The 14,821-nt window shown below is 55.8% G+C and carries 7 protein-coding genes and 1 pseudogene; 7 read left to right on the top strand and 1 reads right to left on the bottom strand.

The window, feature by feature from the left end:
• Positions 1-45: 45 nt before the first annotated feature.
• Complete coding sequence (locus tag PGY33_RS09145; RefSeq protein WP_270478326.1) at positions 46-2,862, bottom strand: hybrid sensor histidine kinase/response regulator; 2,817 nt, start codon at positions 2,860-2,862, stop codon at positions 46-48.
• A 418-nt stretch (positions 2,863-3,280) separates the two neighbouring features.
• Here PGY33_RS09145 and PGY33_RS09140 point away from each other — a divergent pair, with 418 nt between their 5' ends.
• From PGY33_RS09140 to PGY33_RS09110, 7 genes and pseudogenes are all read left to right on the top strand, one after another.
• Positions 3,281-4,186, top strand: a complete 906-nt coding sequence (locus PGY33_RS09140) for a DUF4349 domain-containing protein (protein WP_270478324.1) — start codon at positions 3,281-3,283, stop codon at positions 4,184-4,186.
• A 538-nt stretch (positions 4,187-4,724) separates the two neighbouring features.
• Complete coding sequence (locus PGY33_RS09135; protein ID WP_118479903.1) at positions 4,725-5,669, top strand: substrate-binding domain-containing protein; 945 nt, start codon at positions 4,725-4,727, stop codon at positions 5,667-5,669.
• Positions 5,662-7,098, top strand: coding sequence for a sensor histidine kinase (locus PGY33_RS09130; RefSeq protein WP_118753651.1), 1,437 nt, complete (start codon positions 5,662-5,664; stop codon positions 7,096-7,098). The genes PGY33_RS09135 and PGY33_RS09130 overlap by 8 nt, the downstream gene beginning before the upstream one ends.
• The gene (locus PGY33_RS09125; RefSeq protein ID WP_270478322.1) at positions 7,095-8,654 is read left to right on the top strand and encodes a response regulator transcription factor; all 1,560 of its coding nucleotides are present in this window, start codon (positions 7,095-7,097) and stop codon (positions 8,652-8,654) included. The genes PGY33_RS09130 and PGY33_RS09125 overlap by 4 nt, the downstream gene beginning before the upstream one ends.
• Positions 8,655-8,967: 313 nt before the next feature.
• On the top strand, positions 8,968-10,134 hold the full coding sequence (locus PGY33_RS09120) for an ABC transporter substrate-binding protein (RefSeq protein WP_270478320.1): 1,167 nt from the start codon (positions 8,968-8,970) through the stop codon (positions 10,132-10,134).
• 181 nt (positions 10,135-10,315) lie between these two features.
• The gene (locus PGY33_RS09115; protein ID WP_270478318.1) at positions 10,316-13,906 is read left to right on the top strand and encodes an S-layer homology domain-containing protein; all 3,591 of its coding nucleotides are present in this window, start codon (positions 10,316-10,318) and stop codon (positions 13,904-13,906) included.
• A 239-nt stretch (positions 13,907-14,145) separates the two neighbouring features.
• Positions 14,146-14,637, top strand: a pseudogene (locus PGY33_RS09110) (IS3 family transposase); the annotation flags it as partial.
• Positions 14,638-14,821: the final 184 nt, after the last annotated feature.

The raw sequence follows: 14,821 nt of genomic DNA, 5'->3' as shown, positions 1-14,821 counted from the left end.
CAGAGTAAAAGCGGAAGAAACCTTGGTTTCTTCCGCTTTTTGTATTTAATTTAGCTTTTTCAGCTGCTCAGAGATGGTTCGTTTCATCGTCTCGGCATCAAGCGGCTTAGAAAGATGCGCGTTCATGCCTGCGGCGAGACACTTCTCGCGGTCCTCCTTGAAGACGTTGGCTGTCATGGCGATAATCGGAATGGCTTTCGCGTCCGGCCGGTCGAGTGCCCGGATAGCTTTTGCAGCCTCCAGACCGTCCATCTCGGGCATCATCACGTCCATGAGAATGGCATCAAAGCTGCCCGGCTCGGAGTCCCGGAAGGCTGCAAGCGCCTGCCTGCCGTTCTGCACCGGAACGGTCTGTACACCGCTGTCGTGCAGCAGGAAGATTGCAATCTCCATGTTGAGCTCATTATCCTCGGCAACGAGCAGCCGCGCGCCGGAAATATCTGACGGTGTCTGCGGCGAAGCTGCTGCGGTCGCGTCACGATCGAGTTCAAAAGGCAGTACGATGGTAAACCGGCTGCCTTCACCGAGTTTGCTCTCCACCGAAATGGTGCCGCCCATTTGCTCGATGAGCTGATGCACGATAGACATGCCGAGTCCGGTACCCATATAGCTTGAGCGGGGGGACTCGTCCGCCTGCTCAAACGGATTGAACAGATGGTTTTTGATGAAATCCTCGGACATGCCCAGACCGGTGTCCTCGATGATGAATTGACAGGTGATCTTCGCATCCGTCCGTTCGAGCATGTGCATCTGCATATGGATGGAACCGCCGGGCTTATTGTATTTCACGCAGTTGGTGAATAGATTCATCAGGATTTTTTTCAGATGCAGCGCACTGCTGCGGACGTAAATACCGGAAAAATCGTCATGCTCACCGGTGACGGTAAGACCGGCGGCTTCCGCCTGAAACAGCACCGAATTGGTAATGCTGCCGCAGACTTCATCCAGATTCATGGATTCGCGCCGCAGAACAACGGTGCCGTTTTCCAGCTGAGCCATATCCAGAACATCGTTCACCAGAGACAGAAGCAGCTGAGAGGACAGCTCGATTTTATGCAGACAATCGCGTATGCGCGCGTGGTCGTCCTTATTTTTGCGAATGATAGTCAGCATGCCGATGATGCCGTTGATAGGTGTGCGGATATCGTGCGACATGTTGTTCAGGAACGTTGTTTTGGCGGCGTTGGCAGCCTTGGCCTGCGTGAGCGCCTCCTGCAGCTCTGTCTGGCTCTGCTGCAGCTTGAGGTTCAGCTCCTGCGCCTGTTTGGCGGACTGCCGGGCCTTGCGGAACAGACCGAACAGCAGCAGAGAGAGCAGGATGAACACAGCAGAGGCAGTGGTCAGATTGTCCTTGACAAAGTCCGCAGCGGTGACCTTTTCGGGCGCACTGTCGTACATGGCAAGTGCACCGGTCAGCAGGGAAGAAGGCATGGTTTTGAGCGTTTTGTTCAGGATGGACAGCAAAGCCGTATCGCCCTGCCGTACGGCGAACGAGGTCTTGCTCGGCTGTGTGAGGAACACGCGGTACAGCGTTTTGTCCTTCATATAGCGCGGCAGCTGACCGGCACGCATTACATAGCAGTCCGCACTGCCGGTACGCATGGCTTTGATCGCGTCATTCGCTGAAGGGTATTCGAGGATCGTCCACTTGGGATAATTATAGGAAAGGTACTGCTTGAGCGAAAAATCGTTCTTGGGGATGGCAGCGGTGTTTGGCTCAAGCTCATTAAAATAGTTCTTCGTGGTAAGCGCCGCCTGACTGAAGCTCAAGACGGTGTTCGACAGTGCAAGACCGTTCTCTTCGGCGGCACGCGGGTTCTGGCTGGTGTGGAAAATCAGGTCGATCTCACCGTTCTGCAGTGCCTGCAGCTGCTCAAGCTGCGTGTCAAAGCCGTGCAGGTCGAAATGCAAGGCGTTATCCCCCAGACAATTCGTCGCATATACGACATAATTCGTGAGAACACCGGTAACATCACCGGTTCGGATATCAAAGTTGCTGATGCCGGTGTCATGATTCAGAAAACCGATGCGGATGGCGCCATGCTGCCGGAGCCAGTCCTGCTCCTCGGTCGAGAGGAGCTCGACCGACTGGGCAGACAGATAGCGCTGATACAGATCATCCTGATAGAACGGCTTGTCGTGTGCAATACGGCGCATGGCATTATCGAGCGCTTCCTTGAGATCGGGACGGCTTTTGCTGATCACGAAGTAAACATCCGAGCTGCCGAACGAGGTGATCGCGGACAGGCCGTATTCCTGCCACTGGGGACTCTCGACCGAGATAAAACCGTCGATTTCGCGGCGGGCGATCTTGGCGGCTGCGTCCTCGTCGCTGGTGATGGTCACATGCTCGGTGTGCAGACCGTGGCGCGTCTCCCATTCGCAGAACTGCGTGGTCGCGATACTTTCGGACAGCATGCCGATGCGCTTGCCGTTCAGGGTGGTCAAATCGGATACGGAAATATTGGCAGCGGCGAGATTTGCATACAGGTAATATTTTTCCTCGCCCATCGGCAGATCGGAAAACAGCATGGTCTGGGCACGGCCCTCGGCGTAGGATACGCCGGCCATCAGGTCGATTTCGCCCTTTTGCAGCATGTTCAGTGAATCCAGCCAGTTTGCTTCGATGTAATGATAGGTCCAGCCGGTATATGCGGCGACGGACTGCTGATATTCGTAGCCATAGCCGCTGCGTTCGCCGTTTTCGCAGGTGATGTTGTAGGCGGAATCCGGATACCATGCAACTCGCACGACAGAGGAATCCTGCACAGCGGCGGCTGTGCCCTGCAGCAGCGGCATAAGCAGGCAGAGGCACAGCAGCAGACAGCTGTACCGTTTCAGTCTGGTTGTAATTTTGTTCATATACTCCTCCGTAAGCCGGAATGCGTCCGGCATTTCTCTGTAAAAGAAAAAAGATGCACTGCTGCATCGGTAATGCATCTGTGCATCTCAAACGAGGCAACTGGCTGCCATTTTACAGGCCCTGTGAAGCTGGCTTCGCAGTCATTGCGAAAGCGGCTTCTTAGCTTTGCGCCGCAGGCTTTCGCCTGGTTTGCTGAATGTTTATTTGTTTATTATATTCTATTATAGGTGAAGAACGACAGGGTTGCAAGAGAAAGACGCAAAATCGACCGCGATTTCAATAGAATGCGGTATTAAAAATTGTTTGATTGATATACAGAACGGAGGGGACCAAATCGCACGGCATCTCGTCTAATCAAGTAACAAGAGAAAATACAGCGGCCGTGCGCCGCACCGCTCAAGAAACGAGGTGTCTGTTATGAAAAAACGATTGTTCCCCCTGTTCCTTGCACTTTTGCTGCTGCTTTCCGCCTGCGGAGCAAGCGTCGGCAATTCGGCATCGGCGGCAGCCGGTGACAGCGGCAGTATGCCGGGTGACATGAACGGCTGGACCGAGGAAGCGTCGGCAGATACCGCTGAGAGCGGTGCGGACTTTTCTGCGGTGAGAAAGAATGCCAAGCTGATTTTGAACGCTAATCTGACGCTCGAAACGCAGGATTTCGACAAAGCCTCTGCAGATATTGAGAAAATGGCAGCGGATGCAGGCGGCTATCTTGAATCGAGCAGTCTTTCCGGCGATGCGGGCAGCCGGCATGCAAGCTATGTCCTGCGCATTCCGCAGGAGAAGTTTGAGGCGTTTTACGAGCAGCTCGGCAGCAGCGTGCATGTGGTGTACAGCTCGCGTTCGAGCGAGGACGTGACCGAGCAGTATACCGATATCGAAACCCGTCTGGCAACGCTGACCACCAAGCACGAGCGGCTGCTAGCGCTGCTCGATCAGGCGGATAAGATGGAGGATATTATCTCTCTCGAGAACGCGCTGGCCGACTGCGAATACGAGATCGACTCGCTGACCGGCTCTAAGCGCCATTACGATGATCTGGTCGGATTTTCGACCTTCTATGTGGATCTGAAAGAGGTTCAGACGCTGACCGCAACGCCAGAAGGCAGCGGCTTCGGCGCACAGCTCGCGCAGGCGGCTAAGACCGGAACACGCGGTCTGGTTAACGCGGTTCGCGCGCTCATCGTCGGTGCGGTGATGTTCTGGCCGGTGCTCCTGCTGGCTGCTGCCGGAGGCGGCGCTGTTGCGGTCCTGCGCCGTCGGCGCAGGAAGGCGCGCGAAGCCGAGCAGACGGAGATTCCGACAGAAAAAGATAATCGGTAATACAGGTGCAAAAGGAGCGCAGATGTTTGCAATCTGCGCTCCTTTTGTCGATACTTGTCGATTCGCTGCGGCTATGATATACTGATTATGCTACCGCTCCCCAAAAGGTAGAGAATGGGGGTGTGCACGATGTCTATCACTTTGTCTTTCCTTATTTCTGTTGTGGCGAGTGTAGTTGCATATTACATTTGCAAATGGCTGGACAGAAACAGTAACCGGTAGTCAGCCTGAGGAATAAGTCGCCTCATACCAAACGGCATAGAAAAGCCCCGGTGCTGGAACACCGGGGCTTTTCGCGTGCACGATGTGCACTTTTGTCTTTCCTTGTGTAATCATATTATACCGCATATCAACAGCCAATGCAAGTAGATCCGACTGCGCCGGAAGATATTTCTCTGTCCAAGCGAGGAAATATGCACAATATCATGGACGCTTATTTGGATAGTTTTTATACTATGGTTAAATACATTTGGCTCATTCCTTCAAAGTATGATATGATTAAATCATTCAGGAGAGAAAGAGAAACGGAGAGAAAACCATGAAACGATGGAAAGGGGCGGCATTGCTGCTGCTCTGCACAGTTGTGATGCTGCGGCTGCTGCAGGGATTGGCACAGCCGGAAAAAGAGAATGCCCATGTGCCGGTGCTCGGCATTGTCACCACGGCGGCAGAGGATGACCGGCGCGAAGCGCAGTCCGAAGCGCTTGTACATGCGGCGGAGGAACATGGCTTCAAAGTGCTGGAAATGCCGGTCGAGCGCACGCAGGAGGCACAGATTGAAGCCGTGCGTGCGCTGATCGTGTATCAGGTGGACGCAATCGCATTTACGCCGCTGGTGGAAAGCGGCTGGGACAACGTGCTGCGCGAAGCAAAATCCGCCTCTGTGCCGCTGCTGTCGATAGACCGCGCGATACGCGGCGTGGATGATGTGCCGCTGCAGCATATTGGATTTGATTATGCGTCGCTCGCCGAGCAGGCGGCGGATGCGCTTCTGCAGCAGCGCATGCCGCGGGACGGTGTACTGGAGCTTTACGGCACAGTAAATGCTTCGGACGCAAGAGAGATTGCACGCGGCTGCCGCGAGGCTCTGGAGGAACACGGATTGACCGTAACCTACAGCTTGTGCGGCGACGGCATGCGCTCGCGCGGCTGCGAAATACTGGAGGAGATGGAGGACCATCTGGACGAAATCGGCTACATTTTCGCCCAGAATGACGCCATGGCGCTCGGTGCAGTGGATTATCTGCACAGCCACGGCCGTAAACCGGGCAAGGATGTGCTGATTTGTGCGTTTGGCGGCGGTGCAGAGCTGCGCGCGCTGCAGAAAAAAGGGGAGGTTGCCGTAATCGGCGCACTGGATGATACGCAGCTGGCTGAACTGACCGCAGACGCAGCCCAGCAGATTGCGAAGGCACCGTGGAAGCCCTATATCGCTCTGGCGGATACCGCCGTGCTGACGGAGGAGGGAACGGCCGATGCGTAAAACCCATCACAGCCTGCACGGCTTGCTGCGGCAGTCGCTGCTGCGCAGCGTGGTCTGCATGATCCTTCCGGTGTGCGTGCTGGCCGGTCTGCTGGTTGTTCTGACACAGCGCTATGGCGCGGATATTGCATTGACGACCCGTGCCTCCGAGGTTCGTACTGTGCTGGTGCAGGACCTGCCGGATGAGGTGTGGAACGTGGTTTCCGGCCGCATTTCCTTCGAGGATGGACGGCAGCGGATGCTGATTGACAGCGCTCTGCACGAGCTGAACGACATGCTGGACAGTGCCGGAGAGGACGAGGCACAGTATCTCAACGCGGCGCTGCGCGCCATCCGCACGATCGACAGCTACGTTGATCAGCTGGAAACGCAGATGGACGCCGGTGCCGCGGTCAGCCGCAACGAATCGCTGTACCGCGAGATTCACAGCGTCGGCCATCTGGCGGGCAGCATGCTTGACCGCTATATCGAGAATGAGATCGCCCGCATGGGCCGTTTCAACGCCCGCATTCAGCACGGACTGGGTGCGGCAGCGCTTGCACTCATTGTGCTGGTCGGCGTGATGGTCTGGCTGACTATTCGGGCATCCGACAATCTGGAAGGCGCGATCGGTGCGTCGTTGCGGCAGCTGGAGCAGTTTGCCAACCGCATTGCCGCCGGTGAGCTGACCGAGCGCGTCCCGCCGACTGAGATCGACGAGCTGCATCTACTGACACACGATCTCAATACAATGGCGGAGCAGCTGGGTGCGCTCATTCATGAGCGGGTCGAGCAGGAAAAGACCATCAAAAAAGCCGAACTGCGGGCGCTGCAGGCGCAGATTACGCCGCATTTCATGTACAATACGCTGGAAACCATCGTCTGGCTGGCTGAAGAGGGCCGCAACAGCGAGGTTGTCGAGATGACGATGGCGTTCACCGGCTTTCTGCGCATCTCGCTCAGCCGCGGCGCGGATTACATCACGGTCGAGCGCGAGGAACAGCACGTTGCAAACTATCTGCAGATTCAGTCGGTGCGGTACGGCAGCATCATGCGGTATACGATTGATATTGATCCCGCGCTGCACGAGCGGTATATGCTGAAAATCGTGCTGCAGCCGCTGGTTGAAAACGCGATTTATCACGGCATTAAGCGCAGACGCGGCAGAGGACAGATTACCGTGACCGGTCGCAGGCAGGCAGGAGGCATGTACTTCGCCGTGGAGGACAACGGCATGGGCATGACACCGGAGCGTCTTGCCGAGGTACGGACCTCGCTGCAGAATGGCGCGCCGCTTGACCCGGACGGCAAGGGCGGCTACGGTCTGCGCAATGTAGAACAGCGCCTGCGGCTGTATTACGGCTGCGGACTGACGATTGAGAGTGAATACCGGCACGGCACACGCATCAGCTTCACCGTACCGGACGAACAGGAGGGGAAAACGCTATGATGCGTGTATTCATTGCGGATGATGAGGAGATCATCCGGGACGGCATCCGCAACTGCATTGAAAAGGAGCAGGGACGCTTTCTATTTGCAGGTGAGGCGCCGGACGGCGAAATGGCACTGCCTATGCTGATGGAAATGAAGCCGGATGTGCTCATTACGGACATCCGCATGCCGTTTATGGACGGTCTGGAGCTGGCAAAGGTTGTACGGCGCACCATGCCATGGCTGCGTATTGTGTTCCTCAGCGGACACGATGAATTTGAGTATGCACAGAAGGCGGTTTCGCTGCACGCGGATGCGTATCTGCTCAAGCCGGTCAGCTCGGCGCAGCTGCTCGAAACGCTCGGACAGGTTGCCGAGCAGATTGAGCAGGAGCAGCAGCAGCTTCGCTCGGCAGGCGTAAACAGCCGCAGTGAGCGCGAGGAGGACGTACTGCGTGAGCATTTTCTCAACGACCTGCTCTCGGGCAGCGTACCGACTGCAGAGGCGGCTGTACAGGGAGAACGCTGGGGGCTGCTGCTGACAGCAAAGCAGTATCTGGTGTGCATCGTGCGTCTGCCGGAAAATGCCGTGCAGGAGCAGGTGCGCGCGCTGACCGAGCGTTTGTGCGGCGAGGAAAGCGAGGTCTGCGCCTTTTTCCGCGGCAGCCGCCGGCTGGTGCTTCTGTTGCGCGGAGAGACCGAGGAAACTGTGCGCGAAACCGCCTACGAGTTCTGTCAGAACCTGCGGCACGAGCTTTGTCGGGTGCTGGGCTGGAACGCACTGTGCGCGATTGGCGCACCAGTCTCCCGTGTCAGCGCCCTGCCGGAAAGCTACCGCACAGCGAAGGATACACTGCTGCAGGCCTCCGCATGTGCGGAGGACGGCGTATTCGGCAGCACGGACTTTGCCGGTGTGCAGCACGAGTTCGATTTCTCGGCGGGCGGCTCGCTGGCGGACAAGCTGCGGCATGCCGCCCCCGAGGACGTGCCGCGTATTGTCGAGGGCTACTTCGGTGGCTCTGCGGCGCAGGACGTGCAGAGCGTGCTGTACCGATATTATCTGCTAATGAACCTGCTCGTCACGGCCTCTCAGCTGGCTGATGAGGTGCAGGCAGGCAGCATTCCGCCTCCGGAGGATCCGCAGGCGGTGCTCGGTCAGGCGGCGACGCTCGAGGGCACAAAGGCCTGTGCCGCCGAGGTGCTCGGCCGCATGACTCGTCTGTGTTATCGCCATCAGAATGTGCGATACAGCGCGGAAATCAGCCGTGCAAAGGAGTTTATCCGCGAAAACTATGCGGACAGCGGTATTTCACTGCACATGGTGGCGGCAGAGGTCGGCTTTAGTCCGAACCATTTTTCCACCGTGTTTTCGCAGGAGACTGGTCAGACCTTTGTCGAATATCTGACCGCTGTCCGCATCGAGGCGGCAAAGCATCTGCTGACCGAGGGCAACAGCCGCATGAGCGATATTGCGTTCGACGTCGGTTATCAGGATTCGCACTATTTCAGCTATTTGTTCAAAAAGCACGTCGGTGTTTCGCCGCGCGAGTACCGCAGCCGGTCGGAAGAGAGATGAGGCAATACCGCACAATTAAAGCTGCGGCGCTTTGCGGAAATTTTGTGCCCTGACTTTGTTGTGATTTTGCGGTAATACATCAAGTATTACCGCAAAACCACGCCTCGTCAGTCCGTAAAATTTACTCGCAAATCGCTCTTGCTTAATTATGCGGTACTGCCTAAAATAATATCGTAAGAAATTCACCGTTCAGGAACGGCCTTCTTGAATGGTAAAATTTTATCGGATGATGGACGGTAGAGCGAAGCCGCTTAAACTGTTATAGTATAGGGGCAGAGAAAAACTGCCCGCCTTTTGTGTCGAGGTGGAAGCTATGAAAAGAATATGTTTTCTTCCTGTTGTTCTGCTGCTGACCGGACTGCTCTGCGGCTGTACGGGTCAGCAGCAGAACGATCCCTCACCGCAGGAGCACGATCATGCGATGGAGGAGGGGACAGAAACACCGACATATGACCATCTTACCGTTTACAGTCCGCTGCCGGAGTCGGAAACGCTGCTGTACTGCAGTGCCTTCCGCAAGGATACCGGCATCACCGTGGACTGTATTCATCTTCCTGCCGGAGAAATGACCGCGCGGCTCGAGCAGGAGCGGGACAACCCGCAGGCTTCTGTGCTGCTGGGCGGCTCGGCGGATAACTATATTCAGCTGCGAGAGGCCGGTCTGCTGGAGGCGTATCAAAGTCCCGAGCTGACCGATGTGCCCGAAGCCTATCAGGATGAGCAGGGCGTGTGGAATCCGATCTACATCGGTACGCTGTGCTTCGCCTGCAACACCGACTGGTTTGCACGGACGGGAACGCCGATGCCGACCTGCTGGGACGATTTGCTGTCGCCTGCACTGGCAGGACAGATTGTGATGGCAACTCCGAAAAGCTCGGGTACCTCGTATACCACGCTGGCAACGCTTGTGCAGATGCGCGGCGAGGACAAGGCGTGGGAGTATCTTCAAAAATTAGACCAAAACGTCGGTTTGTACACCCGTTCGGGTGTGGAGCCGGCAGAGCGGGTAAAAAACGGCGAATATGCCGTCGGTATTGTGTTCTCGCACGACGCCTTCCGCGCGGCGCTGGATGGCTATCCCATTGAGGTGCGCAGTCCGGCAGACGGCACCGGCTATGAGATCGGCGCGTGCGCGCTTGTGCGTGGTGCACCGGAGCAGGAGCGCGAAAACGCCCGCATCTTTATCGACTGGCTGACCTCTTCCCGCGGAGAGGAATGCTATATCGAAGCGAAAAGCTGCCGCCTTCCGGCAAACAGCACCGCCCGCGCAGCGGACGGACTGCCGCCGCTGGACGAGGTCAAGCTCATCACCTACGATCTGGAGTGGGCAGGCGAGAACCGAACGCGGCTGATTTCGTACTTCGACACGCATATTTACAGCGCGCGAACCTTAAGGCAACACCGCACAATTAAAGCGGCGGCTCCTTGTGCAGGCTCCGGTCGCACTGCCGCGGTGCTTTGCAGAAATTTTGTGTCCTGACTTTGTTGCAGTTTCACGGTAATACATCAAGTATTACCGCAAAACTGGGCCTCGTCAGTACGCAAAATTTACTCGCAAATCACTCTTGTTCAATTATGCGGTATTGCCTTAACTTAAAAGGTTTAACATAGACGCGGCGGTATGGCAGCAGCCGTACCGTGAAGAGAAAGGAGAAAAGAAAATGGCTAAAAAATCTTCGCGTATGCGGCGGCTGCTCAGCGGTGTGCTGTCGGCCGTGATGCTGGCAACACTGGTGCCGAGCACTGCTTTCGCAATCGGAAGGACGGATACCGGCTCCTTCCTGACGGGTCCGTACCTGATGACCCCGAAAACAAACGGCATGGTTGTCGTTTGGGAACTGGATAAACCGATGAAGTCCACCATTACCTACGGTACGAGCGATGCGGACAAGAAAACGCTCGAGGTTCCGGTAGAGGAGGGCGAAAAGTTTAAGGGTGAGAGCATGCACATGTATCGTGCCCGCCTGACCGATCTGACTCCGGGTACGACCTATACCTACAAGGTTGAGACCGAGGACGGACAGACTGTGGAAGGTCACTTCCGCACGCTGCCCGAAAATTCGAATGAGATCCGCTTTGTGGTTGTCAGCGACAGCCATCGCTTTGAAACGGCAACCAAGGTTTCCGACGTGATCGCACAGTTCGATCCGGACTTTATCCTGCATACCGGCGATATGGTAGAGGGCACCGGCTCTCAGAAGGATCAGTTCCCGTACTGGTTCCAGAATGTCGGCTCGTTCCTGCACAATGTGCCGGTTATCTACAACAGCGGCAACCACGATTACGGTGCCTACTTTGATGAGTATGTCACCAAGGTGCAGAAGGAGCAGTATAAGTCCAACGAGACCGGACGCAACGTAGCGTTTGACTGCGGTCCGGTGCATTTCGATATGCTGGACAGCAACCCATGGTCCCTGTTCGAGCTGAACTCCACCGCAGGCGGCGGCGAGGCGGATGCGGCAACCAAGGCCGTTGTAAACGAGTCGCTCGACTGGCTCAAGGCCGATCTTGCAACCGACAATGCCAAGAAGGCTGACTTCCGCGTTGTTACCATGCACCATCCGTTCGAGGATGACCTGACCCGCAAGTACGTTCCCTCCATCGTGGAGAACGGCAACGTGAATATCATGTTCAGCGGCCATACCCATCTGTATTCCCGCTATGCTTCTGCTGACCCGAAGCGCGGCGCGGATACCCTGTATGTAACCCAGGGCGATGCCCGCATCGGTGACGGCAAGATCGACACCGGCAAGCCGGATCAGCGCCTAAACGACAACTATCCCAACCTGCTTGCAACCGGCAAGGGCGATATGCTCGAAGTAACCGTCAAGGACGGTCTGCTGACCTATAAGAACCTGGGTCTGAGCAGCGACGGCGAGAAGGTATTTGAGACGGTTACGCTGTCCAAGGACGGCGCCAAGCTGGCGTACAGCGATATTTCCATCACCCCGGACACCGTTCAGTCCAACGGCACTGTTACGGTATCCGCAAAGGTGACCAATGTCGGCAAGGGTCTGGCGACCGCCTCCATGTGTGTCAAGGACAACGGCACCGACCGTTGGCTGTATGAGTTCGGCAAGAGCGGCAAGGAGCGTGTTGTCGGTCTGAATCCCGGAGAGTCCGCAACGCTGAGCGCACCGCTGACGCTTTCTGCACTCGGCACGCATACCCTCAAGCTGGACAGCTACACCAAGACTGTCAATGTTACCTTCCGCAAGGCGACCTACACCTACAGCAACCTGCGCCTGCAGCTTGGCAGCGGCACGGTAAGCGAGCCGACCAGCGATGTCATCTACGCCAAGGCGGATGTGCAGAACATCGGCAATGAGGACGGCACCGCAGAGGCAGTGCTGTACATCAACGGCGCAGCCGTTACCTCGCAGAAGACTGCGCTCAAGGCAGGCGAGACCCGCACGGTTGAGTTTGCCTACAAGGCACCGGCAGGCGGCAGCTATGCCGTCAAGGTCGGCAACTCGGCAGAGAAGACCGTTGCCGTGCTCGGCTCCATGCAGGGCACCCCGATCGTAAAGGATAAGTCCGGCAAGGGCAACGACGGCATCATCCGCGGCAATCCGACGCTCGTTAAGTACAACGGCGGCTGGGGTCTGTCCCTGGACGGCGTGGATGATTATGTGGAAATTCCGGATAACAAGAACTATGTGGTAGACAACGGCGTTACCGGCATGGTTTGGGCAAACATCGACCGTCTGGCAACGGGCGATGAGTGGGACCACAACCCGCTGCTGATGAAGGGCGCTTCCATCAGCTACGGCACCAACTACCTGTTCCGCATGGCAGTCCGCAAGACCGGCATGGTTACCTATGGCATTGGCTTTAACAACGATAACGGCGAGTACTTCTGGAACGACGACGAGAATATGGGCGGCGGCGTTACCCTCGGCAAGTGGGTACAGTACACCGGCGGCTTTGATCGTGCAACCGGCGGCGACAGCTACGAGGATACCAAGGCAAGCGGCCACATCGATGCACCGGATTTTGATTCTGAGATCCGCAACTGGGAAGGCAAGTCCATGTACTCCGGCTTTGCATTCCACCGTCATCTGCTGACGGGCCGCGGCCGCGGCAAGACGCACACCATGCTGACGGGCGACATCGGCCAGCTCCGCTTCTACACCACCAAGCTGACCGCAGAGGAGAATAAGCAGATTTACGCAAATCCGACTGCAAAGGGTCCGGAAAGCGACAAGCTGGTCGTATGGCTGGATTACGCACCGGAGAATATCGTCACCAAGGGCACGCACACCACCGAGTGGCGCGCAATGACCGGCAGTGCAGCACAGTTTACCTATAACGCAGAGATTACCGGCGCGGCTTCTGCAACCGCAACCGTTGAGACCTCGGACGACGGCAAGACCGTAAAGGCTTCCCAGTCCGCAGAGCTGAAGAACGGCAAGAACACGGTTGATATTTCCGCACTGGGCAGTGCAAAGTATGTTCGCGTTACTACCGTACTGAACTCCTCTGTTGCAGAGAAGTCCACCGATATTCCGGTTATCAACGCGTACACCGTCAAGGCCGGCAATACCAATACCTGGGCAACGCTGGCAGACTGGAACGAGGGCACCTTCACCGATGCAGTAGGCTACGAATCCGATGATGTATTCAACGATTACTCTGTGGATTACGACAACTACGGCACCGTGGGCAAGAATGTTAAGGTCATTGAGGGTACGGTAAGTACCTTTACCGACATCGCGGGCCACTGGGCAAAGGATGCCATCGAATATGTGACCGATAAGGCGCTGTTCAACGGCACGACCGCAACCACCTTCTCCCCGAACGAGGGCATGACCCGCGGCATGTTTGTCACCGTGCTTGGCCGTATGGCAGGCGCAGATATCTCCGCGTACAACACCCAGAGCCAGTTTGCCGACGTAGACAGCAAAATGTACTACAACGCATACGTCAACTGGGCAGCAGCCAATAAGATCGTTTCCGGCGTGGACGCTTCGCATTTCAATCCGAATGCGCTCATCACCCGTGAGCAGGCTGCGGTTATCATGGACAATTACCTGACCGCCACCGGCACCAAGGTAGAGGAAACCGGCAGTGCAGCTGCATTTGCCGACAGCGCAAGCATCCGCGCTTACGCGAAGGACGCTGTAACCAGAATGCAGAAGGCTGGTCTGCTGAGCGGCAAATCGGGCAACCGTTTTGACCCGCAGGGCACGGCCACCCGTGCACAGGTAGCTGTTATCATGCAGAAGCTGTGTGAAAAGACCGGTAAATAAGCCGATAAGATGAGAAAGGGTCTCCCGCCGAATGGCGGGAGACCCTTTGCGTTCGGAACAGGAAAAACCAGGAGAGGTTATTGAACAGCACCCCATTTGTTAGACAGTGTGATATACTATCTAACCGATGGGGTGATTTTAATGCCAAAAGGAGTACTGAACAAACGATACACACCGGAATTCAAGAAACTGGTGGTCGAAACGATGCTCGAGGTACGGCTATCGCCGTATCACAGCGGAAGCTAAATCTGAAATGGGTAACGGATGTGACGGAGTTCAGCCTGTTCGGGAAAAGCTGTATTTGTCGCCCATTCTTGACTTGCACAGCAGTGATTTGGTCAGTTATACGATTTCGGATCGACCTGTATTAAGCATGGTGACAACGATGTTGGACAAGGCATTTGCAAAAATTCCGGACAACACAAATCTAATCCTGCACGCGGATCAGGGTTGGCAGTACCAGCACAAGCAATACCAGTGGATGCTTCGTGAAAAAGGGTATCCGTCCAAGCATGAGCCGGAAGGGCAACTGTTTAGACAACGCTGTGATTGAGAATTTTTTCGGACTGCTCAAGAGTGAACTGCTGTATCTGCAAAAAATTCAGTCCATGGAACACTTCAAGCAGGAACTTATTGACTATCCGGACTACTACAACAACCGCAGAATCAAGGCAAAATTAAAGGGCTTGTCGACTGCGGTTCACAGCCAACAAGCCCTTTCGGCAGCTTGAACAATTTTTACTTCAAAAGATTGTCTAACTTTTTGGGGCACTCCATCTGCATTGCCGCTTTTTTTGCACGCAGAACAGAATTTACAGGGAGAATGTGCTCTTGTGATTCCTTACAAAAACGAAAGGGATTATTTGTTGAAATAACAGATTGACGCTTATATGGACTGTTGTTATTTTGATTATA

It is taken from the genome of Butyricicoccus sp. AF18-9LB, from assembly GCF_027684505.1.
Lineage (GTDB): Bacteria > Bacillota > Clostridia > Oscillospirales > Butyricicoccaceae > Agathobaculum > Agathobaculum butyriciproducens.
The sequence above is the reverse complement of the archived record's forward strand: the minus strand, read 5'-3'. Positions and strand labels throughout refer to the sequence as shown.

Excerpts from the sequence above, each read along its gene's own strand:
- PGY33_RS09145 (WP_270478326.1), bottom strand. The coding sequence starts at position 2,862 with ATGAACAAAATTACAACCAGACTGAAACGGTACAGCTGTCTGCTGCTG.
- PGY33_RS09140 (WP_270478324.1), top strand. The coding sequence starts at position 3,281 with ATGAAAAAACGATTGTTCCCCCTGTTCCTTGCACTTTTGCTGCTGCTT.
- PGY33_RS09135 (WP_118479903.1), top strand. The coding sequence starts at position 4,725 with ATGAAACGATGGAAAGGGGCGGCATTGCTGCTGCTCTGCACAGTTGTG.
- PGY33_RS09130 (WP_118753651.1), top strand. The coding sequence starts at position 5,662 with ATGCGTAAAACCCATCACAGCCTGCACGGCTTGCTGCGGCAGTCGCTG.
- PGY33_RS09125 (WP_270478322.1), top strand. The coding sequence starts at position 7,095 with ATGATGCGTGTATTCATTGCGGATGATGAGGAGATCATCCGGGACGGC.
- PGY33_RS09120 (WP_270478320.1), top strand. The coding sequence starts at position 8,968 with ATGAAAAGAATATGTTTTCTTCCTGTTGTTCTGCTGCTGACCGGACTG.
- PGY33_RS09115 (WP_270478318.1), top strand. The coding sequence starts at position 10,316 with ATGGCTAAAAAATCTTCGCGTATGCGGCGGCTGCTCAGCGGTGTGCTG.